Source organism: Bradyrhizobium sp. NAS96.2 (assembly GCF_001908235.1).
In the GTDB taxonomy this organism is placed as follows: Bacteria; Pseudomonadota; Alphaproteobacteria; order Rhizobiales; family Xanthobacteraceae; genus Bradyrhizobium.
Genome location: NZ_LGHK01000121.1, coordinates 1 through 24423 on the forward strand (window position 1 = coordinate 1; position 24423 = coordinate 24423).

Here is a 24423-nt window from a genome sequence, read left to right on the forward strand (position 1 = left end):
AGCGAGGCTCGCGACCATCCGCGCCCGCACCGACGCGCTGGCCGGCCGCAGCAGCGATGCGCAGAGCACCGCGACGACATTCTCCGAAGCCGCCGACCGCTTCACCCATTCCGCCGAGGGCATCGGCGCGCAGGTGCGCAGCGCCAGCCAGCTCGCCGACGACGCCGCGGCGGCAGCGCGCGAGGCCACCGCCAATGTCGATCGCTTGCGCGAATCCTCGGCCGCGATCGGCAACGTCGTCAACCTGATCGCGCAGATCGCGCGGCAGACCACGCTGCTGGCGCTCAATTCCACGATCGAGGCGGCGCGCGCCGGCGCCGCGGGCAAGGGCTTTGCGGTGGTCGCAACCGAGGTCAAGGCGCTGGCGGTGCAGACCCAGAGCGCGACCGAGGAGATCACCAAGAAGATCGAGGCGCTGCAGAAGGACGCCACCGGATCGGCCGACGCCGTCCACCGCATCTCGCAGGCGATCGACAAGATCCGCCCGGTGTTCGAGAACGTCAACGGCGCGGTCGCCGAGCAGAACCAGATCACCGGCGAGATGGGCCAGAACGCGGCCTCCGCCTCGCACTTCATCGTCTCGGTCGGCACCAGCGCCGGCGAGATCGACAGTGCGACGCGCGAAGCCGCCGCGCATGGCGACAATGTCGCGAAGGCCGGCAAGGCGGTGACTGCGTTTGCCCAGAAGCTGAAGGCGCGCTGCGCGGTGCTGCTGCGCCAGGACGAGCGCGGCGATCCGCGCAAGAACGAGCGCCTGCCCTGCAGCCTCACCATCGAGATCGCGACCGCGCGCGGCAACGTCACCGCGCCGGTCTACGAGCTCGCGATGGACGGCATCCTGATCGGCGGGTCCGATGCAGAGAAGCTGGCGGCGCATGAGACCCTGAGCGCGAGCTTGCAGGATATCGGCGCGTGCCGGATCCGGATCGGCGACCGCTCCAAGGCCGGCAGCCAGGCCCGCTTCGAGGCGCCGACCGCCGAGCTGCGGGAAAAGATCGAAGACCGGATGTGGGCGATCCACGAGGAGAACGCCGAACTCATCACCCGCGCGATGGAAGCAGGCGCCGAGCTGAGCAAGATCTTCGAGAACGGACTGGCGAGCGGCGCCATCACGATCGCGGACATGTTCGACATGAATTACGTCGAAATATCCGGCACCAATCCGGCGCAGTACCGCACCAGGATGCTGGATTGGGCGGATCGCGCGCTGCCCACTCTACTCGAGGCGTTCCTCGCCAGGGATAAGCGCCTGGCGTTCTGCGCGACGGTCGACCGCAACGGCTATCTGCCGGTCCACAACAAGATCTACTCGCATCCGCAGCGGCCGGGCGACGTGGCATACAACACCGCCAATTGCCGCAATCGCCGCATCTTCAACGATCCCGCGGGCCTCGCCGCCGCGCACAATGAGCGCGCCTACCTGGTGCAGAGCTACGCGCGCGACATGGGCAACGGCACCACCGTGATGATGCGCGAGATCGACGTGCCGATCCGCGTGCGCGGCCGGCACTGGGGCGCTTTCCGCACCGCCTACAAGCTTTGATGACTTCGTAGCCCGGATGCAGCGAAGCGCAATCCGGGACACCCCGTGCACGCTCAGGCAAGACCGCCTGCGCGAATCACGCTCTAGATGGGAATGGGGAATGCTGCGGCGGCTCGACGGGCCGCTGTAACGGAGGAAACGCGAAATGTCGGCCGCGCAGCTTGCAGTGCTGGATACATCATCGAACCGGACGCTGGCCGAACGGCTGGTCGACCAGCTCGCCGACCGCATCGGCGGCCTCGGGGTGGAGCTTGCCGACATCGCCGGCAACGTCCAGGAGGTCGCCAACCGCGTCACCAACCAGTCCGAGCGGTTCCATCATTTGCAGGAGACCGCCGAGATCATGGTCTCGGCCAATCACGACATCGCCAACGCCTCGCAGGCGGTGCAATCGACCGCATCCGCCGCGGCCGGCCAGATCGCGGAATCGCGCAACGTGGTCGAGACGGCGGTCAGCCACATCGCGGAACTGGTCGCCGCCGTCGGACGGATCGAAGCGCGGCTCGCCGCGGTCGGCTCCGCGCTGAGCCAGGTTGCCAAGGTCTCCGGCTCGATCGAGGCGATCGCCAAGCAAACCAATCTGCTCGCGCTGAACGCCACGATCGAGGCCGCGCGCGCCGGCGATGCAGGCCGCGGCTTTGCGGTGGTCGCAAGCGAGGTGAAGAACCTCGCCGAGGCGACCCGCCAGGCGACGCACCAGATTTCCGACACCGTGCGCGATCTCGACGGCCAGATCGGGAGCCTGATCGGCGAGAGCGGCGACGCCTCGCTGCGCGCCAAGAGCGCCGGCGAAGGCGCCCAGCAGATATCCGGCATCATCAGCCGCGTGCAGCAAGGCTTTTCATCGGTCGGCGCCGAGATCGGCAGCGTGGCGCGCGCCGCGACCTCCAATCTCGGTCATTGCGACACCGTGATCGCGGAGCTGAACGAGCTTGCCAAGGGCGTCGACCTGTCCTCGCGCGACCTCAAGCACGCCGACGGCCGCGTGGCGAAGCTGCTCGAACTCTCCGAGAGCCTGATCGTGATGATCGCCGACAGCGGCGTGGAAACCAGCGATGCGCCGCTGATCCGCGTCGTGACCGATACCGCGAAGCAGATCTCCGACCTGTTCGAGAATGCCGTCGCACGCGGCGAGATCACACTGGCGCAATTGATGGACGAGAAGTATCGCGAGATCGCGGGCACCAATCCGAAGCAGTACCTGACCGACTATGTCAGCTTCACCGACCGCGTGCTGCCCGCGATCCAGGATCCGATCCAGAAGACCGATCCGCGCATCGTGTTCTGCGTCGCCTGGGCGCGCGGCGGCTATCTGCCGACCCACAATCCGAACTACCGGCAGCCGCAGGGGCCGGACCCGGTGTGGAACAACGCCAATTGCCGCAACCGCCGGCTGTTCAACGACCGCGCGGTGAGCAAGGTCGCGGCCAATACCAAGCCGTTCCTGCTGCAGACCTACCGCCGCGACATGGGCGGCGGCAATTTCGTGCTGATGAAGGACCTGTCGTCGCCGATCTTCGTCCGCGGCCGCCACTGGGGCGCGTTCCGGATGGGGTTTAGGCAGTCGTGAATCCGCAGCCCATAGCCCGCATGAAAGCCGACGGTCGTCCGCGTGCGCTAAGCTGAGCGCGCTACCAAAATATCGAAAACAACCCCATGCAAAGGAGCCGGCGTCCGACACGGCAACTTGACACGCCAGGCAAATCACCGGTATTCTTCTATTATTCCGAAATTGTGTGCAGCCGTAGCCCGGATGGAGCGAAGCTTAATCCGGAATCATTCGTGCACCCGCGAGAAGGATTTCGCGGAGCCTGTCATCGGGCGCGTTCGCGCGACCCGTTGGCTGCATCCGGGCGACAGGCTGCATTTCCTTCGCTACGTCCAGAATCCCGGCACCGCAGGCTCGAGCCGCCCGCCGGCGCGCACCGGCGCGACCTTCACCGCAAGCCCGGTCGCATCGTCGGTCTCGACCGCGATACCGCTCAGCGTCGCAACGCCGCCGGCCGGCTCGAAACGGCCGGAGGGGATTCCGGTGAGGAAGCGCTGCAGCGGCTCCTCCTTCTGCATGCCGATCACCGAATCATAATCGCCGGTCATGCCGGCATCGCTCATATAGGCGGTGCCGCCGGGCAGCACCTGGTGATCGGCGGTCGGGACATGGGTATGGGTCCCGACCACGAGACTGACGCGGCCGTCGCAGAAGAAGCCGACGCCCTGCTTCTCGCTGGTCGCCTCGGCGTGGAAATCGAGCACGATGGCGTCACAGCCCTCGCGTAGCGGGCAGGCCTCGAGCTCGCGATCGATCGCGCTGAACGGATCGTTGGACGACGGCTCCATGAACACGCGGCCGATCGCATTGAGCACGAGCGCGCGCTTGCCGTTCTTGGCGTCGACCAGCGTGGCGCCGCGGCCGGGCGAATGGCGCGGAAAATTCAGCGGGCGAATCAGGCGCGGCGCGCGTTCGATGAAGACCAGCGCCTCCTTCTGATTCCACGCATGGTTGCCGAGCGTGATCGCGTCCGCTCCGGCATCGAGCAACTCCTGGTAGATCGCCTCGGTGATGCCGAAGCCGCCGGCGGAATTCTCGCCATTGACGACGACGAGGTCGAGCGACCAGTCCCTGATCATGCCGGGAAGATGGTCTGCAATGGCGGTGCGGCCGGTCCTGCCGACGACGTCACCAACGAAGAGGATACGCAAGGCTAGCTACTCCGGAAATCGAACGTCTTGCGCTCCGTTAGCACATAATCGAGCGGGACGTCGTGCGATAGCGCCGGAATGGCCTTGGTTTCCTGTGCAGCAAAGGCAACACCCACCCCGATCACGTGCTTGGCCTTGCGCAGATGCGCAAAGGTATAGTCGTAATAGCCGGCGCCGTAACCGATGCGGTGGCCGAGCTTGTCGAATGCGGCAAGCGGTACCAGCATCACGTCGGGATGCACCTCGGCCGCGGCCGGCGACGGCTCGGGAATGCCGAGCGGCCCGAGCATCAGCCGGTCCTGCGGCGACCAGCTGCGGAAGGTCAGCGACTGGCCGCGCGCATTGATACAGGGCAGCGCGAGCCGCGCACCCTTTTCCGCAAGCTTCCTCATCAGCGGCGCCGGATCGAGCTCGCTGCGGATCGGAGCATAGCCCGAGATGATCATGCCTTGCGCAATCTCGAACGGCGCGCCTCGCTTGGCGAGCGCTTCGGCAGCGGCCGCGCGCTGCTCGTCGCTCAGCGCGTCGCGCTTGGCGAGGGCAAGCGCCCGAAGCTCGGCCTTCGATGGAGATGCGTGCATGATCCATCTTCCGCTGTCGTCGTCCGCGACAACGGACGATCCATCATTCAGAGACGCTAGCTTCGCAAGGCCAGGCCGCGGCGCGCTGGACGCCCCGCGTCGCGGGGCACAACACTGCTTCGCAATCGAACCGCCGCAGCGCGACGACAAGGCAACAGCAAAAATTCAGTGCGAAGCCGCAGAGGCCGTTGGAGCGCTCGATCCCGGAGTTCCCTACGAAAGTAGGTGGGCACCATATGTCCGGGTCCACGGACCCGGCCAGGGACAGTTCCCTAAAGGATCGATAAGGCCCCGGGGATATATGGCTCCTGACGCACGACGCAGCTTCGCGGGGGCTAATCTAGCCATCGTTGGCCGACTTCGCTAGCTGTACCTCGTCGTCCCGGCGCAGGCCGGGACCCATAACCACAACTGTTCACGGAGGGTACTGACCCGCACCGCCCAAACTCGATGGGCCGCGGAGTATGGGTCCCGGCCTTCGCCGGGACGACAGTGGCTACCCGATCGCGATGCCGCCGCCGATGGTGCGGTTGAGCACCTGCGTGGTGCGCTCGATCCGCTCGGCGGCGGCGTTGAGCGCGTTGGAGACCGCGGTCTGGGTCGCGCGGGCGCGGTCGGCGGCGGCGGTGCGCGCGTTGCGCAGCTGCTCGACCTCTTCCTCGAGGCTGCGGATGCGCGCGCTCGCATCGACCAGTTCGTCGCAGGCAGTGAGCGCCGCCATCACGGTCAGCCGCGCATCGCCGATCTCGCCGAACTTGCCGCGCAGCGATTCGACGCGCTGCTGGAGATTTTCCGCAAGCTTCAACAGCCGCACCTCCTGGCCCTCCTCGCAGGCCATCCGGTATTGCCGGCCGTTGATGGTGACGTTGATGTGGCTCATCTGCTGTCTCCGCCCTCGAGCACGGCGCGTATGGTGCCGATCGCGGCGTCGAGCTTTTCCGCGATGTCGCGATTGGCGCGCTCGAGCTTGCGCGTCTTCACCAGCGATCCGTCGAGTTCGTCGGCAAGCCGGGAGCGATCGGCGCCGAGCGCCTGGATCCGGCTCGCCAACTCGTTCTCGTCGCGGTCGGCTTCGCGGCGCCGCTCCACGGAGCTTTCCAGCGCATCGAGCGCGGCCATCAGCCGCTTGGTCGCAGCGTCGATATCGGCAAGCGGTGCCTCGGTATTGCCAGACCCGTTGGCGAGACGATCACTCATGACACGCGGCGTGGACCCCTCAGGTAGGCCGTTAGAGATGGCTGCCGCACGGCAAAAGCGGCGGTTCGGCAAGCGTTTAGCGGACGAAATTTACGTGGCAAGCGAGGGAAGCGCAACGGCGGCGCAGAACTATGCACCGTTCAATGAAATTGGGCGATTTCGGGTAACTTTTCCCCGTTTTGGGGCGTTTCATCGCCTTGGACTTGCGGAATTGAGGTGCTAATCCACCCTCCAACCCGTAAGGCCCATCCACACACGTATCGCGGCTTCCCGCCCCGATGCGCTCAGAATCAGCTCTCATTCCAGGCGGACTTTTCATCATGACGCAGGTCGATCACACCCGTATGGCCAATGCGATCCGTGGCCTTGCCATGGACGCCGTCGAGAAGGCGAATTCCGGCCATCCCGGCCTGCCGATGGGCGCCGCCGACATCGCGACCGTGCTGTTCACAAAGTTTCTGAAATTCGATGCCGCCGACACCGCATGGCCCGACCGCGATCGCTTCGTGCTGTCGGCCGGCCACGGCTCGATGCTGCTCTATGCGTTGCTGTACCTCACCGGCAACAAGGACATGACGCTCGACCAGCTGAAGCATTTCCGCCAGCTCGGATCGCTGACGCCGGGCCACCCGGAGAATTTCCACACCAAGGGCATCGAGACCACCACCGGTCCGCTCGGCCAGGGCATCGCGACCGCGGTCGGCATGGCGCTCGCCGAGAAGATGCTCGCCGCAGAATTCGGCAAGAAGATCGTCAACCACCACACCTATGTGCTCGCCTCCGACGGCGACCTGATGGAAGGCATCTCGCAGGAAGCGATCGCGCTCGCCGGCGTCTGGCGGCTCAACAAGATGATCGTGCTGTACGACGACAACGGCATCTCGATCGACGGCCCGACTTCGATCTCCGATTCCGTCGACCAGGTGAAGCGCTTCAAGTCGGCAGGCTGGGCCGCCGAATTGATCGACGGCCATGATCCGCAGGCGATTGCGGCTGCGATCACCCGCGCGCAGAAATCCAGCAAGCCTTCGATGATCGCCTGCAAGACCACGATCGGTTACGGCGCGCCGCACAAGGCCGGCACCGCGAAGGCGCATGGCGAAGCGCTCGGCGCCGACGAGCTCAAGGCCGCCAAGGAGAAGCTCGGCATCTCGCTCGAGCCGTTCTCCGTGCCCGACGATGTGCTGAAGGCCTGGCGCGAGGCGGGTGCCCGCGGCGCCGTCGAGCACAAGGCATGGGACGAGCAGTTCGCGCAGCTCGGCAACCGCAAGCGCGCCGAGTTCGAGCGCCGCATCCGTCACGAGCGGCCGCAATCGCTCGCCAAGGGGCTGCGCGCCTTCAAGAAGGGCCTCTTGGAAAACCCGCTCAACGTCGCCTCCCGCAAATCATCGGAAGCTGCGATCGAGGTGATCGCGGCCGCGATGCCGATGGAATTCGTCGCCGGCTCCGCAGACCTCACCGGCTCCAACAACAACAAGGCCAAGTCGGCGGCAGCGTTCGGCGCCAAGACGCCGAAGGGCCGCTTCATCCACTACGGCGTCCGTGAGCACGGCATGGCGGCGTGCCTCAACGGCATCTTCCTGCATGGCGGTTTCGCGCCGAACGGCGCCACCTTCCTGGTGTTCACCGACTATGCGCGCCCGGCGATGCGGCTGTCGGCGCTGATGGGCACCGGCGTGGTCTATGTCATGACCCATGACTCGATCGGCCTCGGCGAGGACGGCCCGACGCACCAGCCGGTGGAGCATCTCTCGGCGCTGCGCGCGATCCCCAACATGCGCGTGTTCCGTCCCTGCGACGCGGTCGAGACCGCCGAGTGCTGGGAACTGGCGCTCAACCGCATCGACGGACCGACGGTGCTGGCGCTGACCCGCCAGAACCTGCCGCAGCTCCGCACCACGGCGCCGAACGACAACCCCTGCAGCCACGGCGCCTACGAGCTGGTTGCGGCGCAGGGTGACGCAAAAGTGTCATTGTTCGCGTCCGGTTCCGAGGTCCAGATCGCGGTCGAGGCGCAGAAGCAACTGGCCGGGCGCGGCATCGCGACGCGGGTCGTCTCGGTCCCGTCGCTGGAATTGCTGCTGGCGCAGCCCGCCGAGCGGCAAAATGCCATTATCGGCAACGCTCCGGTCAAGATCGCGATCGAGGCCGCGGTGCGCTGGGGCTGGGATGCCGTGATCGGCCATGATGGCGAATTTATCGGCATGCACGGTTTCGGCGCCAGCGCCCCGGCGAAGGACCTTTTCCCGCATTTCGGCATTACCGCTGAGGCCGTCGTTAACGCTGCCACGAAGCGCGTCTGACGCTGGCCTGACACCTGCGGGTCACGGTTGAGCTTGTCGCGAAAAAGGATTACCAAAGCTCCATCTTTTCCGTACGCGCCCGGCTGAACCGGGCGTTCCGCCGTAAGAACCTCGTGGGAGACCTCCCGCGGGGCTGACAACAGCTTTAGAGGAGACGAGCATGGCAATCCGCGTCGCGATCAACGGGTTTGGGCGTATCGGCCGCAACATTCTGCGCGCCATCGCCGAGTCCGGCCGCAAGGACATCGAGGTGGTCGGCATCAACGACCTCGGTCCGGTCGAGACCAACGCACATCTGCTGCGCTTCGATTCCGTGCACGGGCGCTTCCCGGGCACCGTGACCGTCGACGGCGACTCGATCAGCCTCGGCGCCAACAAGATCAAGGTTTCGGCCGAGCGCGATCCCTCCAAGCTGCCGTGGAAGGCCCTCGGCGTCGACGTCGCGCTGGAGTGCACCGGCATCTTCACCGCGAAGGACAAGGCTTCGGCGCACCTCACCGCCGGTGCCAAGCGCGTGCTGGTCTCGGCGCCCGCCGACGGCGCTGATGCCACCATCGTTTACGGCGTCAACCACGACACGTTGACCAAGGATCACCTGGTGGTCTCGAACGGCTCCTGCACCACCAACTGCCTTGCCCCGGTCGCCAAGGTCCTGAACGACACCGTCGGCATCGAGACCGGCTTCATGACCACGATCCACGCCTATACCGGCGACCAGCCGACGCTCGACACCCTGCACAAGGACCTCTATCGCGGCCGCGCCGCGGCGATGTCGATGATCCCGACCTCGACCGGTGCTGCGAAGGCGATCGGCCTGGTGCTGCCGGAGCTCAAGGGCAAGCTCGACGGCGTCTCGGTTCGCGTTCCCACCCCGAACGTCTCCGTGATCGACCTCAAGATCGTCGCCAAGCGCGAAACCAACGTCGCTGAGATCAACGAGGCGATGAAGCGTGCCGCCGAGCAACAGCTCAAGGGCATCCTCGGCTACACCAACGCGCCGAACGTCTCGATCGACTTCAACCACGATCCGCACTCGTCGACCTTCCACATGGACCAGACCAAGGTCCAGAACGGCAACTTCGTGCGCGTGATGTCCTGGTACGACAACGAGTGGGGCTTCTCGAACCGCATGGCGGACACCGCCGTCGCGATCGGCAAGCTGGTTTAAGTTCGACTGTTCGCGATGCCCGGCCCAAAGCCGGGCATCTGCGTCTTTGCCCTCCGCGTTCGTGGCCGCAACGGTCGCGACATCGGCAAGCGAAAGCGACGCCGTCCTCAGGACGGCCGTGTCCGGCCGCACAGGAAACGCTCATGACAAAATCGTTCCGCACCCTCGACGACGTCAATTTGAAGGGCAAGCGCGTGCTGCTGCGCGTCGACCTCAACGTCCCCATGGAAGGCGGCCGCGTCACCGACGCCACAAGGCTCGAGCGCGTTGCCCCTACCATCACCGAAATCTCCGACAAGGGCGGCAAGGTGATCCTGCTCGCCCATTTCGGCCGGCCCAAGGGACGCGATCCCAAGGAGTCGCTGAAGCCGGTTGCTGACGCGCTGTCGAAGGTGATCAAGCGCCCGGTCGCTTTTGCCGATGATTGCATCGGCGAGCCCGCGGCCAAGGCGGTTGCGGCCCTCAACGACGGCGACATCCTCTGCCTCGAGAACACCCGCTTCCACAAGGAAGAGGAAAAGAACGATGCCGGCTTCGTAGCCGAGCTGGCAAAACTCGGCGACATCTGGGTCAACGACGCCTTCTCCGCCGCGCATCGCGCCCACGCCTCGACCGAAGGCCTCGGCCACAAGCTGCCGGCCTATGCCGGCCGCACCATGCAGGCCGAGCTCGACGCGCTGGGCAAGGCGCTGGAAGCGCCGACCAAGCCCGTGATCGCGATCATCGGCGGCGCCAAGGTCTCGACCAAGATCGACCTGCTGGAAAACCTTGTGAACAAGGTCGACGCGCTGGTGATCGGCGGCGGCATGGCCAACACCTTCCTGCACGCGCAGGGCGTCGCGGTCGGCAAGTCGCTCGCCGAGAAGGACCTCGCCGCGACCGCGCTGCGGATCATGGAGAAGGCCAACGCCGCCAATTGCGCGATCATCCTCCCCGTCGACGCCGTTGTCGCCAATCAGTTTGCCGCCAACGCGCCGTCGCATGCCTATGGCCTCGATGCGATCCCGGCCGACGGCATGATCCTCGACGTCGGCCCGCAATCGATCGCGCGGATCCATGCCGCGATCGACGATGCCGCGACGCTGGTCTGGAACGGGCCGCTCGGCGCCTTCGAGCTGACGCCGTTCGATCGCGGCACCGTGGTTTCGGCCAAGCATGCCGCCGGGCGCACCAGGGCCAAGAAGCTGATCTCGGTCGCCGGCGGCGGCGACACCGTCGCGGCGCTGAACCAGGCGGGCGTGGCCGGCGATTTTTCCTATGTCTCGACCGCGGGCGGCGCGTTTCTTGAATGGATGGAAGGCAAGCCGCTGCCGGGCGTCGAAGTTCTGAAAAAGGGTTGATTTAGTTCGAATCCGAACGCGCACTACAGGGAGAAATGGAATGGCTCGCATAACGTTGCGGCAACTGCTCGATCACGCGGCCGAGCATGATTACGGCGTACCTGCCTTCAATATCAACAATATGGAGCAGGCGCTGTCGATCATGGCCGCGGCCTCCGAGGTCGACGCACCGGTCATCATCCAGGCTTCGCGCGGCGCACGGTCCTACGCCAACGACGTCATGCTCAAGCACATGATGGACGCCGTCACCGAGATCTACCCGCAGATTCCGGTCTGCGTGCATCTCGACCACGGCAACGAACCCGCCACCTGCATGACCGCGATCCAGGCCGGGTTCACCTCGGTCATGATGGACGGTTCGCTGAAGGCCGACGGCAAGACCCCCGGCGACTGGGACTACAATGTCGGCGTCACCCGGACGGTGACCGGCATGGCCCATCTCGGCGGCATCTCGGTGGAAGGTGAGCTCGGGGTGCTCGGCTCGCTCGAGACCGGCATGGGCGACAAGGAAGACGGCCACGGCGCCGAGGGCAAGCTGTCGCATGATCAGCTGCTGACCAATCCGGACGAAGCCGTGAAGTTCGTCAAGGAGACCAAGGTCGACGCGCTGGCGATCGCGATGGGCACCTCGCACGGTGCCTACAAGTTCACCCGCAAGCCCGACGGCGACATCCTCGCCATGAACGTGATCGAGGAAATCCATCGCAAGCTGCCGAACACGCATCTCGTGATGCACGGTTCCTCGTCGGTGCCGCAGGAATTGCAGGAGATCATCAACGCCAATGGCGGCAAGATGAAGCCGACCTGGGGCGTGCCGGTCGCCGAGATCCAGCGCGGCATCAAGAACGGCGTGCGCAAGATCAACATCGACACCGACAACCGGATGGCGATGACCGGCCAGATCCGGAAAGTGCTGAAGGACAATCCAGAAGAGTTTGATCCGCGCAAGTACCTGAAGCCCGCGATGGAGGCGATGACCAAGCTGTGTAAGCAGCGCCTGCAGGAGTTCAACACCGCGGGCCAGGCCAGCAAGATCAAGAAGGTGCTGACCACGGCGGAGATGGCCAAGCGCTACGCAGCAGGCCAGCTCGACCCCAAGGTCGCCTGAGGTCGTCTGACAACTTCTTGCCTGAATCATTAAGGCGGGACACCGGCTCCGACGCAGTCGGAAACGGTGTCCCGGGGCTTGATCGCCGGCTGCGACAAACACCAGCCGCGACGAACGTTTTCTAGGCATTTGCCCGAGAACCGCCTATTTTGGTTTGCAAAGGCAATGCTCTGGAGGACACTCCCCATGAACCTCTCCGACCTCAACAAAATTGCGCTTGCCATGGTGACCCCGGGCAAGGGCATCCTCGCTGCCGACGAATCTTCCGGCACCATCAAGAAGCGTTTCGACGCCATCAAGGTCGATTCGACCGAAGACAATCGGCGCGACTATCGCGAGATGCTGTTCCGCTCGCAGGAGGCGATGAGCAAGTACATTTCCGGCGTCATCCTCTACGACGAGACGATCTGGCAGAATGCCAAGGACGGCACGCCGCTGGTCAAGCTGATCGAGCAGGCGGGCGCGATCCCCGGCATCAAGGTCGATGAAGGCACGCAAGCGCTGCCGAACTGCCCGGGCGAACTCGTGACCGTTGGCCTCGACAAGCTCGCCGAGCGGCTGAAGAAATATTACGAGCGCGGTGCGCGCTTTGCGAAATGGCGGGCGGTGATCGATATCGGACCGCGAATCCCGACCCAGACCGCGATCCGCGTCAACGCCCATGCGCTGGCGCGCTACGCCGCGCTGTGCCAGGCCGCGCAGATCGTGCCGATCGTCGAGCCGGAAGTGCTGATGGACGGCGATCACGACATCGACCGCTGCTATGAGGTGACGCAGCGCGTACTGAACCGCACCTTCCAGGAATTGCGGGTGCAGCGCGTCGCGCTCGAAGGCATGATCCTGAAGCCGAACATGGCCATATCTGGCAAGAAGTGCCCGAAACAGGCCTCGGTGCAGGAAGTCGCCGAAAAGACCATCCGCCTGCTCAAGAGCTGCGTGCCGGCCGCGGTGCCAGGCATCGCCTTCCTCTCCGGCGGGCAGAGCGATGAGGAAGCGACCGCGCATCTCGACGCCATGAACAAGATCGGCCATCTGCCCTGGCGGCTGACCTTCTCCTACGGCCGTGCGCTGCAGGCGGCGCCGCAGAAGGCGTGGTCCGGCAAGCCCGACAACGTCCCCGCCGGCCAGCGCGCCTTCTCGCATCGCGCCCGGATGAACGGGCTCGCGAGCACCGGCAATTGGGAAGCCGGCCTCGAAAAACAGGCGGCATAGTTGGCCACCAAGCCCGTTCCGCCGCGGCCGGCGCCGCGCCTCTATCTGGCCACCCCGCCGGTCGGCGAGCCGTTGCAGCTTGCCGACGTGCTTGCCGACGTGCTTGCCGCGGCCGATGTCGCGGCGGTTCTGGTGCGGCTGCGCGAGAGCGACCCGCGCAGCATGATCTCCACCGTCAAGGCGCTGGCGCCAGCGATCCAGAACGCCGGCGCCGCGCTCTTGATCGACGGCCATCCCGACATCGTGGCCCGCGCCGGTGCCGATGGCGCGCATCTGACCGGCGTCGCCGCGATGGAAGAGGCAGCGCCCGCGCTGCGGCCCGACCGCATCGTCGGCGTCGGCGGGCTCGCGACGCGCCACGATTCCATGGCCGCGGGTGAAGCCGGTGCCGACTATGTGCTGTTCGGCGAACCCGACGCCAAGGGAGCGCGCCCCTCGGCGGAGGCGATCGCCGAGCGGCTGCAATGGTGGGACGAATTGTTCGAGCCGCCCTGCGTCGGCTTTGCGGCCTCGCGCGAGGAGGCCGAGGCGTTCGCGGCGGCCGGCGCGGATTTCGTGCTGGTCGGAGACTTCGTCTGGTCCGATCCGCGCGGCGCGAAGGCGGCCCTCGTCGAGATCGGCGAGGCGATCGCGCGGGCGCATGCCGGCACATTCGGCAAGGCCAAGGTCGAGGGGAAGGCCGAGGGATGACGCCGGAATGAAATGCCTGCGTCCGATAGGTGTTGCGCTCGGCTGCACGATGCTGGCGAGCGGCGCGATGGCGCAGCTCTCGATCACGCCGCCGGCCCAGACGCCGCCGCCCGCGAAGAAGGAGGCTCCGAAGGAAAAGCCGAAGGTGCATACGCCGGTCGGGAAGAAGCCCGCGCCGAAGCCTGCGGCCACGCCCACCCCGACGCCGACGCCCTCGCCGACCCCGACGCCGGACGATCCCAATGTCGACCTCGTCTACGGTGCCTATCAGCGCGGCATGTACAAGACGGCGTTCGATCTCGCGACGGTGCGCGCGCAGAACAACAACGATGCCAAGGCCATGACGATGCTGGGCGAGCTCTATGCCAATGGGCTCGGCGTCAAGCGCGACTACGTCAAGGCCGACGACTGGTACAAGCGCGCATCGGATGCCGGCGACCGCGAGGCGATGTTCGCGCTCGCCATGATGCGGATCGCGGGCCGCGGCGGCACGGTGGACAAGGATTCCGCGGTCAAGCTTTTGGCATCGTCGGCCAAGCTCGGCGAGCCCAAGGCGGCCTACAATCTCGCGCTGCTCTATCTCGACGGCCAGACCCTGCCGCAGGACCTCAAGCGCTCCGCCGAGCTGTTGCGCATGGCCGCGGACGCCGGCAGCCCCGAGGCGCAATACGCGCTGGCGACCTTCTACAAGGAAGGCACCGGCGTGCCGAAGGACCTCGAAAAGGCGGCGCGGCTGCTGCAGGCCGCCTCGGTGGCCGACAATGTCGACGCCGAGGTCGAATATGCCATCGCGCTCTACAACGGCGCCGGCACGCCGCGGAACGTGCCGGCGGCGATCACGCTGCTGCGCAAGGCGGCCCGGCAGAACAGCCCGATCGCGCAGAACCGCCTCGCCCATGTGCTGGCGACCGGCGCCGGCGCCCCGGTGGACAAGGTCGAGGCGCTGAAATGGCACACCGTCGCCAAGACCGCCGGCAAGGGCGACCCCGATCTCGACGACATCCTCGCCGATATGAGCCCGGAAGACCGCGCCAAGGGCGAGGCAGCCGCCCGAAAATGGATCGGAAACAACGTCAAATGACGCCTTGACGGCGCCACTTCCAGAGGGCACCCAGTCCGAAGCCTAGGTGCCCGCGTTCCGTTCTTTTTTCGCCCGTCATCCTGAGGTGCGAGCGGAGCGAGCCTCGAAGGATGCACGGCCCCGGACCGGGCCGTCGATCCTTCGAGACGCGCTTCGCGCTCCTCAGGATGACGGGCTGAGATTTGCGCCCGCCGCCTTATCGACATTCACAATCTCGGTCACAAGTTCTCATCATGCTCTACTCCGCCCTCATCAATGTCATGGTCAAGGCCGCGCGCCGCGCCGGCCGCAGCCTCAAGCGCGACCTCGGCGAGATCGAACATCTCCAGGTCTCGCTGAAGGGCCCGGCGAACTTCGTCTCGCTCGCCGACAAGCGCGCCGAGGAGATGCTCTGCACCGACCTCGAAAAGGCGCGACCCGGTTACGGGTTCCTCGGCGAGGAAGGCGGCAGGCGCGAGGGCTCGGACAAGAGCCACACCTGGATCGTCGATCCCTTGGACGGCACCACCAACTTCCTGCACGGCATTCCGCAATTCGCGATCTCGATCGGGCTGTTGCGCGAGGACACCGTGATCGCGGGCGTGATCTACAATCCCGCCAATGACGAGCTCTACATCGCCGAGCGCGGCAAGGGCGCGTTCCTCAACGACCAGCGGCTGCGCGTCGCCGGCCGCCGCCAGCTCAACGAATGCGTGGTCGCCTGCGGCCTGCCGCATATCGGCCGCGGCAACCATCAGCTGGCGCTGCAGGAGATGGCCGCGCTGCAGAGCAAGGTCGCGGGTTTCCGCCGCTTCGGCGCCGCTTCGCTCGACCTCGCCTTCGTCGCCGCCGGCCGCCTCGACGGCTATTGGGAACGCAATCTGCAGCCCTGGGACCTCGCGGCCGGCCTGCTGATGATCAGGGAAGCCGGCGGCACCGTCTCCGGCATCCAGGGCAATGATGACCCGCTGCAGACCGGCCACGTCGTCGGCGGCAACGAGTTCGTGCACGGCGAGTTGATCAAGATCCTGAAGCCGCTCGGGCAGTAGCGCGCCGACGCGATCTAGTCGTCGTCGCTGTCGTCATCGTCGTCGTGTTCACGGTCACGAAATTCACCGCCGGCGGTCAGGCCCTCGATGGCCGTGGCGCCGTTCGCCTTGATCACCCGGCGCAGCGGGACCGAACTCTCGCTGCGCAACGCCTCCATCAGCTGTTCCGAATGGGTGACGATCCAGATATCGGCGCGGCGCGACGCCTTGGCGATCAGCCTCGCCAACGGGCCCAGCAGCGATGGATGCAGGCTGGTCTCGGGCTCGTTCAGCGCGACGAACGGCGGCAGCCGATAGCCCATGAACACGGCGAGCAGGCAGATATATTTCAGCGTCCCGTCAGATAGTTCGTGGGCCTTGAACGGCCGCGGCATGTCCGCCTGTCGCAGCTCGAATTCGCACCGGCCGTTTTCTTCCCACGCGCGGAGCTCGGCACCCGGAAACGCATCCTCGATCGCATCCTGGAGGTCGGCCGCATCTTGTCTGATCGCGCTGAGCGTTGCCAAAGCGGCTGCCAGATCGCTGCCATCGGCGCTCAGCGACGGCGTCGTGATCGCAAGACAAGGCTTGCGGATCGGCGACGCCGGGTCGGTACGGAAATCGTGGTAGAAGCGCCAGCTCTGCAACGCGTTCCTGATCAGGCCGACTTCGGGACATGTCTGGCCGTCGAGGAAATCGGCGAGCGCGGTTTCCGACGGCAGCACCGCATCCCTGTGCTCGCTCCAGGCACCGCTCTCGCCGCGGACGCTGACATGCGAATTGGTCCGCTCCATCATCAGGACTTTTCGTTTGCCGTGGATCGCCTCGATGCGTTCGGACTTGATCATCGGCTCGCCGGGAAACGCCGCCTCGACCGGGCCTGGATGCCCGAGCTCGATCGAGTAATTGACGTGCTCGAATCTGGCCGCCAGCCGCAGCCGCCCATCCTCGCCCCGCTTGCGAAGCCCGGACCAGCAGACCGAGTTCAATCCGCCTTCGTCGGCGATCGTGCGCGTGATCCGGCCGGTTGCCGCGTCGCGCAACAGCGACAGGGACTTGTAGAGATTGGATTTGCCGACGCCGTTCTCGCCGATGAAGACGGATAGCGGTTGAATGGGCATGAAGAGCCGCCGAATCGAGCGATAATTCGAGATCGCAATGTCGGTCGGCCGCATCACTTGCTCTCAGTCCTCGGGTTGCCTGTACGCTCCCCGTTCAATCCAGAGCTGCAATCTGGATTGGCAAGTTTGCGAAAGCAAGGCGCTGATCCGATCGGCACCGGTCGCGGACATCAGTGGCCGCCCGTTACCGGCGCAGGCGGGCCGTAGACTTCCGGCTTCTCGACCTTCTCCCGGTCACCGGCGAGCACGCGCTGCACGCTGACAAAGAACACCGGCACCAAGAGCAGCGCGAGGATCACGACGGCGATCATGCCGCCCATCACTGACGTGCCGAGCGCCTGCTGGCTGGCGCCGCCGGCGCCGGTCGCGATCGCCATCGGCAGCACGCCGCAGACGAAGGCAAGGCCGGTCATCAGGATCGGGCGGAATCTGAGGCTGCACGCCTCGATGGTCGCCTCGACCAGCGGCTTGCCCTGCGCCCGCAGGTCCTTGGCGAACTCGATGATCAGGATCGCGTCCTTGGCGGCAAGGCCGATGATGGTGATCAGGCCGACGGTGAAATAGACGTCGTTCGACAGTCCGCGCAGCGTCGCCGCCACCACGGCGCCGAGAATGCCGAGCGGGATGGTGAGCAGCACCGCGAGCGGAATGGTCCAGCTCTCGTAGAGCGCCGCAAGCAGCAGGAACACCACCAGCACCGACAGCGCGAGCAGGAACGGCGCCTGCGAGCCCGACAGCTTCTCCTGCAGCGACTGGCCGGTCCATTCATAGCCGAAGCCGCGCGGCAGCTTGTCGGCGAGCCGCTCCATCTCCGCGATCGCATCGCCCGAGGTGAAGCCCGGCTTCGCCTCGCCGGAGATGCGCACCGCCGGATAGTAGTTGAAGCCCGCGATCTGCGTCGGGCCCTTGGTCCATTCGATGGTGGCGAACGCCGAGAACGGCACCAATTGCCCGCGGCTGTTCTTGACGTTGTAATTCAGGATGTCGTCCGCGTTCATGCGGCTGGTCTTGTCAGCCTGCACGATGACGCGCTGCATGCGCCCGCGGTTCGGGAAGTCGTTGATGTAGTTCGAGCCGAGATTGGTCGAAATCGTGTTGTTGATGTCCTCGAAGGTGAGGCCGAACGCGCCGGCCTTCTCGCGGTCGATCATCAGATTGACCTGCGGCGCCGGCGGCAGGCCTTCGACATAGACCTTCTGCAGGATCGGGCTCGCATTGGCTTCCGCGATCAGTCGGTCGCTTGCTGCGATCAGCGCCGCATAGCCCTTCTGGCCGCGGTCCTGCAAGCGGAAGGAGAAGCCCGAGGAGTTACCGAGGTTGTCGATCGGAGGCGGCTGCAGCGCCGAGATCCTGGCATCGCGGATCGACGACAGGTCGCGGTTGATGTCGGCGACGATGGCGGCAGCCGAATCCTTCGGGCCGCGCTCCGACCAGTCCTTCAGCGTGATGAAGGCCTGTGCGGTGTTCATGCCCTGGCCGAGGAAGCTGAAGCCGGTGAGGAACGTGACGTTCTCGATGCCGGCGCGATCCTTCAGGTACTTCTCGACCTGCTCGACCGCACCTTCCGTGCGCGCATAGGACGACTCCGACGGCGTCTGCACGTCGGTCGTGATGAAGCCCTGGTCGTCGACCGGGAGGAAGCCGCCGGGCAGCCGCACGAAGCCGTAGGCGACGCCTGCGAACAGCACGAGGTAGATCAGCATCAGGCGGCCGGTGCGCTTCAGCGAGGCCTGCACGGTGCGCGTGTAGCCGGCGCGGCCGTTGTCGAGCACGCGGTTGAACCAGCCGAACACGCCCTTGCGGGCATGGCCGTGGCCCTTCTCGACCGGCTTGAGCAGCGTCGCGCACAGCGCCGGCGTCAGCGACAGCGCGAGCAGCGCCGAGAACGCGATCGCCGCCACCATGGTGACCGAGAACTGGCGGTAGATGATGCCGACCGAGCCGGGGAAGAACGCCATCGGCACGAACACCGCCATCAGCACCAGCGTGATGCCGATGATGGCGCCGGTGATCTGCGACATCGCCTTGCGGGTGGCTTCCTTCGGCGGCAGGCCCTCTTCGGCCATGATGCGCTCGACGTTCTCGACCACGACAATGGCGTCGTCGACCAGGATGCCGACCGCCAGCACCATGCCGAACATGGTCAGCATGTTGATGGAGTAGCCTACGGCCATCAGGGTGGCGCAGGTACCGAGCAGCGCCACCGGCACCACGATGGTCGGGATGATGGTGTAGCGGATGTTCTGCAGGAACAGGAACATCACGATGAAGACCAGCACCACCGCCTCGACCAGGGTCATCAGGACCTTCTCGATCGAGGCCTTCACCACCGGCGTGATGTTGTAGGGGATTTCGTAGGAGATGTTGGCCGGGAAGAAGCGCGACAGCTCCTTCATCTTGGCCTCGACCGCGCTCGCGGTCGCCAGCGCGTTGCCCTTCGGAGACAGCAGCACCGACAGGCCGGCCGTCGGCTTGCCGTCGAGACGGGTGTTGAACTGGTAGCTGAGGCCGCCGATCTCGATCCGCGCGACGTCGCGCAGGCGGACCGTCGAGCCGTCGGCATTGGCGCGCAGGATGATCGCGCCGAACTCGTCGGGCGAGGAGAGCTGGCCCTTCACCAGCACCTGCGCGGAAATCTTCTGCGTATCGGTGCTCGGCTCGGCGCCGATGCTGCCGGAGGCGACCTGGGCGTTCTGCGCCGTGATCGCCCGGTTGACGTCATCGGCCGACAGGCCGTAGCCCACCAGCTTGGCCGGATCGATCCAGATGCGCAAGCTGCGCTCGGTCGAATACAGCGTGGCACGGCCGACGCCGGGGATGCGGCGCACCTCGCCCAGCACGTTGCGGATCATGAAGTCGCCGAGGCCCACTTCATCCAGCGAGCCGTCGGTCGAGTTCAGCGTGATGATCTGCAGCACCGCAGACGAGGCTTCCTCGACCAGGATGCCCTGCTGGATCACGGCGCGCGGCAGCCGCGCCTCGACGCGCTTGAGGCGGTTCTGCACCTCGACCGAAGCCTGGCTGGTGTCAGTGCCCGGCTTGAAGTTGGCGATGATCTCGACCTGGCCGAGCGAGTCGGAGGTGGATTCGAAGTTCAGGATGTTGGCGGCGCCGTTGAGCTCCTCCTCGATCAGCCGCGTCACGCTGTTGTACAGGTTCTCCGGCGACGCGCCGGGATAGCTCGTCGAGATCGAGATCGAGGGCGGCGCGATGATCGGGTACTGCGCGACCGCGAGCAGCGGGATCGAGATCGCGCCGATCAGACAGATGAACAGCGCGACGACCCAGGCGAAGATCGGCCTGCCGATGAAGAAGCCGGGCATGTCGGATCACCGCACCGCGTGCGCGGTCTGCTGCGAATCCGTTGCCGAAGCAGCGTCGATCTCACGCCAGGCCAGCGGCCGCACCTTGTCGCCGGCGGCGAATTTCTGGAACCCCTCGACGACGACCTTGTCGCCGGCCTTGAGGCCTTCGCTCACGAACCAGGAACCGCCCTGCAGCGAGCCGGTGCGCACCGGCTGCACCGCGACGTGATTGTCGTCCTTGACGACGAACACCTCGCTGCCGCCGCCGCCATTGCGCTGGATCGCCTGCTGCGGCACCGCGATCGCATCGCTGTCGATGCCCTGCTCGATCAGCACGCGGACATACATGCCCGGCAGCAGGATGCGATGCGGGTTGGGGAATTCGCCGCGCAGGGTGACCTGCCCGGTATAGGCATCGACCTTGGCGTCGGAGAACAACAGCTTGCCCGGCACCGGATAGATCGAGCCGTCGTCGAGCACGAGGCGGACCTTCATCGCATCAGGCGCGATGCGCTCGAGGTCGCCGCTCTCGAAGGCGCGGCGGAGCTGGTTCATCTCGGTCACCGACTGCTGGAAGTCGGCGTAGATCGGATCGAGCTGCTGGATGGTCGCAAGGCTCGCGGCGTCGTTCTGCACGACGAGCGCGCCTTCGCTGATGACCGCAGCACCGATGGTGCCGTCGATCGGCGCACGGATCGTTGCATAGTCCAGGTTGAGCTTCGCACGCGCGACGTCGGCCTCACGGCCCTGCACGTCGGCTTCGGCCTGCTTCAGGTTGGCGATCGCCTTCTCGTTTTCGGCCTCGGAGGTCGCGCGCTGTTGGGTGAGCGTCGCGATACGGCGGGCCTGCAGCGCGGTCTGCTCGAGCACGGCCTTGGCGCGCGCCAGCGCCGCCTCGGTCGACTGCAATTCGACTTCGAACGGGCGCGGATCAATCTGATACAGGGGATCGCCGACCTTCACCTCGCTGCCCTGATGGAACATGCGGTTGACGACGATGCCCGAGACGCGCGGGCGCACCTCGGAAACACGGGTCGGGGCGATGCGGCCCGGCAGCTCGCGCACCATCGCGCGCGCCTGCGGCTTCACGGTGACCACGCTGACGTCCGGCTCGGGTGCTTGCACGGCGGCGGTTGCCGAATTCGGTTCGTCGCAGCCGGCAAGCAGTGGCGCCGTCACGGCCAGCATCAGAGCAATGCATGCCGATTGCGCGCGAAGTCCAGACATTGAGATGATCGCCCCTGAAAGGTTTGGGCAAACGAACGGCGGTGTCACGGCGACAGCGCTCGCGTTGCTGCGGTGAAAATAAAATCTGCTTGCTGCGACGCAATGCGTTTCTCGGGCGGCTCATTGTCACAGAACGCTATCACCCTGATTTCGCGGCATGTTTTATCTTGTCACCGCATTGTGAGCGGGTTCCATCGCAGGCTGTGGGAATGCGTTAAGGACTGCGTGCGCGGGAACGCGCCATTTTGCCTGCGCAGGAATGCCACAGATTGCAAACTCGTAATGCGCGGCGCGCGAATCACCTACCGCCGCGCACCCCACCAAGCGGTGCAACCCGCGTGCGTCTCGCGATCCGCGCGTGGGATTGGCGCCGTCTGTACACGCTGATGCGCCCACTCCCCGGAAAGCTGCGCAAAGCGGCAACAGTCCACTCCGTATCAACCCCAGGTTCTGCCATCCGCCTTTGGATTCGGCTTTCCTCACTCAGCCGCTGTGCCATATTGCTGACAGATGCGGCCTTCGCGAACGGATGACCCGGCAATGCCCCCTTCCCGATCCGAGATGGAGATCGAACTGAGCAAGCTGTCCTCGCCCAGGATCTTCCTGGTGCGGATGCTGGTCTTCCTGGTGCTCTGCGGCCTGGTCGGGGTCGTGCTGTACAAGCAGATCGTCACCGCCTTCTTCGCCAATCCCGGGCTGAACGCCCTGATCGGCGCGGTGCTTCTGATCGGCATCATCCTGGCGTTCCGGCAGGTGATCCGGCTCTATCCAGAGGTTGCCTGGGTCAATAATTTCCGCATCGCCGATCCCGGCCTTGCGATCGAGCGCCGCCCGACGCTGCTTGCGCCGATGGCCGCCATTCTCGGCGGCGAGCGTACGGGGCGGATGTCGATCTCGCAGCAGACCATGCGGCATCTGCTCGATTCGATCGCAACCCGCCTCGATGAAGCCCGCGACATCTCGCGCTACATGACCGGCCTTCTGGTGTTCCTCGGCCTGCTCGGCACCTTCTGGGGCCTGATCGAGACGGTCGGCTCGGTCGGCAAGGTGATCGACGGGCTCAAGGTCGGCGGCGACGCCGGCGCGCTGTTCGACACGCTGAAGGAGGGCCTTGCCGCCCCGCTCGGCGGCATGGGCATCTCGTTCTCGTCGTCGCTGTTCGGCCTCGCCGGCTCGCTGATCCTCGGCTTCCTCGATCTGCAATCGAGCCAGGCCCAGAACCGCTTCTACACCGACCTCGAGGACTGGCTCGCCACCACCGTGCGCGGCATTTCCGGCGACGGCGTCGGTGCCGGCGGTGCCGATTTGCAGGGCGCGATCGACCGGCTGCGTGCCACCTTCGAGGAAGGCGGCGCCGCCGGCAGCGGCCGCAACACCACGGCGGCGATGGCCAATCTTGCCGAGGCGATCCAGGGGCTGGTTGCGCACATGCGCACCGAGCAACAGATGATCCGCGAATGGGCCGACGGCCAGGGCGAGCAGAACCGCGAGATCAAGCGGCTGCTCGAACGCCTCGCGCGCCAGCCCGAGAAGAGCTGAGAGGGGCCTGGAGGATTTGGGTCCCGCCTCTGCGGAGCGGCGTTGCACGTCGCACCGCGTCCGGGACACGAGAGAGGAGATTGTTTGATGGCCCTCGCCCGCTCGCGCCGCAGCGAATCCGGCTTCAACTACTGGCCCGGCTTTGTCGACGCGCTGTCGACGCTGGTGCTGTCGATCGTGTTCCTGCTTTCGGTGTTCCTCGTCGTGCAGTTCTTCCTGTCGCAGGAAGTCACAGGCAAGGACAAGGCGCTGGAGCAGCTCACCGCCAAGATCGCCCAGCTCAACGAGCTGTTGTCGCTGGAGAAGCTCTCCAAGCTGACGCTCGACGACCAGGTGTCGCAGCTCCGCGCCGGCCTCGCCTCTGCCGAGGGCGAGCGCGACCGCATGAAGGGGCTGTATGAAGGGCTCGCCAATTCCGGCAACGACGCGCAGGGCCGCGCCAACGAGCTCAACAAGGCGCTGGAGTCCGAAAAGAGCGTGTCGTCGCGCGCGCTGGCGCAGATCGAGGTGCTGAACCAGCAGATCAGCGCGCTGCGCCGCCAGCTCGCCGCGCTCGAGGAGGCGCTCGACGCCTCCGAGAAGCGCGACAAGGAATCGCAGAACCGGATCGCCGATCTCGGCCAGCGGCTCAACGTCGCGCTGGCGCAGCGGGTGCAGGAATTGTCGAAATATCGCTCGGAATTCTTCGGCCGGCTGCGTGCGATCCTCGGCAACCGCCCCGATATCCGCATCGTCGGCGACCGCTTCGTGTTCCAGTCCGAAGTGTTCTTCGACACCGGCCAGGCCACCTTGCTGCCGGAAGGCAAGACCGAGCTCGATACCGTGGCGAACGCGCTGATCGACCTCGACAAGCAGATTCCACCCGAGATCGCCTGGGTGTTGCGGGTCGACGGCCACACCGACGTGCGGCCGATCACCAACAGTCCGCTGTTCAAGTCGAACTGGGAATTGTCCTCGGCGCGCGCGATCTCGGTGGTGCAATATCTGATCTCGCTCGGCGTGCCGGCGCAGCGCCTGGTCGCCGCCGGCTTCGCCGAATTCCAGCCGCTCGACACCGCGCAAACCGAAGACGCCTACAAGCGCAACCGCCGCATCGAGCTGAAGCTGACGGAGAAGTAAGGCGGTGGTCAACCGCTCGCTCCACATACGGTGTCATCACCCGCGAAAGCGGGTGATCTAGTATTCCAGAGACGTCAGTGCTGGAGCCGAGAGGCCGCGGCGTACTGGATCGCCCGGTCGAGCCGGGCGATGACAGGTGTAGCTGGGGACACAGGCGCGCGCGTCGCGTATTGACCGCTGCG

At 65.8% G+C, this 24423-nt stretch carries 19 protein-coding genes and 1 other RNA gene; 12 read left to right on the forward strand and 8 right to left on the reverse strand.

The window, feature by feature from the left end; all coding sequences use genetic code 11:
* The coding region (locus tag AC628_RS24925) for a methyl-accepting chemotaxis protein (RefSeq protein WP_074129446.1) at positions 1 to 1543 on the forward strand (1543 nt) is incomplete at its 5' end.
* A gap of 145 nt (positions 1544 to 1688) precedes the next feature.
* The gene (locus AC628_RS24930; RefSeq protein WP_074129447.1) at positions 1689 to 3113 is read left to right on the forward strand and encodes a methyl-accepting chemotaxis protein; all 1425 of its coding nucleotides are present in this window, start codon (positions 1689 to 1691) and stop codon (positions 3111 to 3113) included.
* Between the two features lie 305 nt (positions 3114 to 3418).
* Here AC628_RS24930 and AC628_RS24935 read toward each other — a convergent pair whose 3' ends face one another.
* The 5 genes from AC628_RS24935 to AC628_RS24955 all read right to left on the reverse strand — a co-directional run bounded on the left by AC628_RS24935 (position 3419) and on the right by AC628_RS24955 (position 6021).
* Positions 3419 to 4243, reverse strand: a complete 825-nt coding sequence (locus AC628_RS24935) for a TIGR00282 family metallophosphoesterase (protein WP_074129448.1) — start codon at positions 4241 to 4243, stop codon at positions 3419 to 3421.
* Positions 4244 to 4245: 2 nt separating this feature from the next.
* Complete coding sequence (locus tag AC628_RS24940) at positions 4246 to 4824, reverse strand: 5-formyltetrahydrofolate cyclo-ligase (protein WP_074129449.1); 579 nt, start codon at positions 4822 to 4824, stop codon at positions 4246 to 4248.
* A gap of 169 nt (positions 4825 to 4993) precedes the next feature.
* Positions 4994 to 5154: non-coding RNA, 6S RNA (gene ssrS / locus AC628_RS24945), on the reverse strand.
* A gap of 166 nt (positions 5155 to 5320) precedes the next feature.
* A complete protein-coding gene (locus AC628_RS24950) occupies positions 5321 to 5704 on the reverse strand; it encodes a cell division protein ZapA (protein WP_050405741.1) in 384 nt (127 codons plus the stop codon).
* Positions 5701 to 6021, reverse strand: a complete 321-nt coding sequence (locus tag AC628_RS24955) for a DUF4164 domain-containing protein (protein ID WP_050419552.1) — start codon at positions 6019 to 6021, stop codon at positions 5701 to 5703. Before AC628_RS24955 ends, AC628_RS24950 begins: the two co-directional genes overlap by 4 nt.
* A 320-nt stretch (positions 6022 to 6341) precedes the next feature.
* Between AC628_RS24955 and tkt the strand changes: the two genes are divergently transcribed.
* From tkt to AC628_RS24995, 8 genes are all read left to right on the forward strand, one after another.
* A complete protein-coding gene (gene tkt, locus AC628_RS24960) occupies positions 6342 to 8324 on the forward strand; it encodes a transketolase (RefSeq protein WP_074129450.1) in 1983 nt (660 codons plus the stop codon).
* A gap of 160 nt (positions 8325 to 8484) precedes the next feature.
* A complete protein-coding gene (gap, locus tag AC628_RS24965; protein WP_074129451.1) occupies positions 8485 to 9492 on the forward strand; it encodes a type I glyceraldehyde-3-phosphate dehydrogenase in 1008 nt (335 codons plus the stop codon).
* A gap of 143 nt (positions 9493 to 9635) precedes the next feature.
* On the forward strand, positions 9636 to 10832 hold the full coding sequence (locus AC628_RS24970) for a phosphoglycerate kinase (protein WP_074129452.1): 1197 nt from the start codon (positions 9636 to 9638) through the stop codon (positions 10830 to 10832).
* A 40-nt stretch (positions 10833 to 10872) separates the two neighbouring features.
* Positions 10873 to 11940: a class II fructose-bisphosphate aldolase gene (fba, locus tag AC628_RS24975; protein ID WP_074129453.1), complete on the forward strand. Its 1068-nt coding sequence runs from the start codon at positions 10873 to 10875 to the stop codon at positions 11938 to 11940.
* A gap of 186 nt (positions 11941 to 12126) precedes the next feature.
* Positions 12127 to 13152: a class I fructose-bisphosphate aldolase gene (locus AC628_RS24980; protein WP_074129454.1), complete on the forward strand. Its 1026-nt coding sequence runs from the start codon at positions 12127 to 12129 to the stop codon at positions 13150 to 13152.
* Positions 13153 to 13842 (forward strand): thiamine phosphate synthase, encoded by a 690-nt coding sequence (locus AC628_RS24985; protein ID WP_074129455.1) that lies wholly within the window; start codon positions 13153 to 13155, stop codon positions 13840 to 13842.
* Positions 13843 to 13849: 7 nt separating this feature from the next.
* The gene (locus AC628_RS24990; protein ID WP_074129456.1) at positions 13850 to 14923 is read left to right on the forward strand and encodes a tetratricopeptide repeat protein; all 1074 of its coding nucleotides are present in this window, start codon (positions 13850 to 13852) and stop codon (positions 14921 to 14923) included.
* A 233-nt stretch (positions 14924 to 15156) separates the two neighbouring features.
* Positions 15157 to 15951: an inositol monophosphatase family protein gene (locus AC628_RS24995; protein ID WP_074129457.1), complete on the forward strand. Its 795-nt coding sequence runs from the start codon at positions 15157 to 15159 to the stop codon at positions 15949 to 15951.
* 14 nt (positions 15952 to 15965) lie between these two features.
* Here AC628_RS24995 and AC628_RS25000 read toward each other — a convergent pair whose 3' ends face one another.
* From AC628_RS25000 to AC628_RS25010, 3 genes are all read right to left on the reverse strand, one after another.
* Positions 15966 to 17105, reverse strand: coding sequence for an AAA family ATPase (locus AC628_RS25000; protein ID WP_074129458.1), 1140 nt, complete (start codon positions 17103 to 17105; stop codon positions 15966 to 15968).
* Positions 17106 to 17221: 116 nt separating this feature from the next.
* On the reverse strand, positions 17222 to 20374 hold the full coding sequence (locus AC628_RS25005) for a multidrug efflux RND transporter permease subunit (RefSeq protein ID WP_074129459.1): 3153 nt from the start codon (positions 20372 to 20374) through the stop codon (positions 17222 to 17224).
* Positions 20375 to 20380: 6 nt separating this feature from the next.
* Positions 20381 to 21583, reverse strand: coding sequence for an efflux RND transporter periplasmic adaptor subunit (locus tag AC628_RS25010; protein WP_143201784.1), 1203 nt, complete (start codon positions 21581 to 21583; stop codon positions 20381 to 20383).
* Between the two features lie 540 nt (positions 21584 to 22123).
* Here AC628_RS25010 and AC628_RS25015 point away from each other — a divergent pair.
* Together AC628_RS25015 and AC628_RS25020 are read left to right on the forward strand one after the other, a co-directional pair.
* Positions 22124 to 23122 carry a flagellar motor protein MotA gene (locus AC628_RS25015; protein ID WP_074129460.1) on the forward strand — a complete coding sequence of 333 codons (999 nt, stop codon included), beginning with the start codon at positions 22124 to 22126 and terminating at the stop codon, positions 23120 to 23122.
* A gap of 87 nt (positions 23123 to 23209) precedes the next feature.
* The gene (locus tag AC628_RS25020; RefSeq protein WP_050419540.1) at positions 23210 to 24241 is read left to right on the forward strand and encodes a peptidoglycan -binding protein; all 1032 of its coding nucleotides are present in this window, start codon (positions 23210 to 23212) and stop codon (positions 24239 to 24241) included.
* Positions 24242 to 24423: the final 182 nt, after the last annotated feature.

Excerpts from the sequence above, each read along its gene's own strand:
- AC628_RS24930 (WP_074129447.1), top strand. The coding sequence starts at position 1,689 with ATGTCGGCCGCGCAGCTTGCAGTGCTGGATACATCATCGAACCGGACG.
- AC628_RS24940 (WP_074129449.1), bottom strand. The coding sequence starts at position 4,824 with ATGCACGCATCTCCATCGAAGGCCGAGCTTCGGGCGCTTGCCCTCGCC.
- AC628_RS24950 (WP_050405741.1), bottom strand. The coding sequence starts at position 5,704 with ATGAGCCACATCAACGTCACCATCAACGGCCGGCAATACCGGATGGCC.
- AC628_RS24955 (WP_050419552.1), bottom strand. The coding sequence starts at position 6,021 with ATGAGTGATCGTCTCGCCAACGGGTCTGGCAATACCGAGGCACCGCTT.
- tkt (WP_074129450.1), top strand. The coding sequence starts at position 6,342 with ATGACGCAGGTCGATCACACCCGTATGGCCAATGCGATCCGTGGCCTT.
- gap (WP_074129451.1), top strand. The coding sequence starts at position 8,485 with ATGGCAATCCGCGTCGCGATCAACGGGTTTGGGCGTATCGGCCGCAAC.
- AC628_RS24970 (WP_074129452.1), top strand. The coding sequence starts at position 9,636 with ATGACAAAATCGTTCCGCACCCTCGACGACGTCAATTTGAAGGGCAAG.
- fba (WP_074129453.1), top strand. The coding sequence starts at position 10,873 with ATGGCTCGCATAACGTTGCGGCAACTGCTCGATCACGCGGCCGAGCAT.
- AC628_RS24980 (WP_074129454.1), top strand. The coding sequence starts at position 12,127 with ATGAACCTCTCCGACCTCAACAAAATTGCGCTTGCCATGGTGACCCCG.
- AC628_RS24990 (WP_074129456.1), top strand. The coding sequence starts at position 13,850 with ATGAAATGCCTGCGTCCGATAGGTGTTGCGCTCGGCTGCACGATGCTG.
- AC628_RS24995 (WP_074129457.1), top strand. The coding sequence starts at position 15,157 with ATGCTCTACTCCGCCCTCATCAATGTCATGGTCAAGGCCGCGCGCCGC.
- AC628_RS25000 (WP_074129458.1), bottom strand. The coding sequence starts at position 17,105 with ATGCGGCCGACCGACATTGCGATCTCGAATTATCGCTCGATTCGGCGG.
- AC628_RS25005 (WP_074129459.1), bottom strand. The coding sequence starts at position 20,374 with ATGCCCGGCTTCTTCATCGGCAGGCCGATCTTCGCCTGGGTCGTCGCG.
- AC628_RS25010 (WP_143201784.1), bottom strand. The coding sequence starts at position 21,583 with ATGTCTGGACTTCGCGCGCAATCGGCATGCATTGCTCTGATGCTGGCC.
- AC628_RS25015 (WP_074129460.1), top strand. The coding sequence starts at position 22,124 with ATGCCCCCTTCCCGATCCGAGATGGAGATCGAACTGAGCAAGCTGTCC.
- AC628_RS25020 (WP_050419540.1), top strand. The coding sequence starts at position 23,210 with ATGGCCCTCGCCCGCTCGCGCCGCAGCGAATCCGGCTTCAACTACTGG.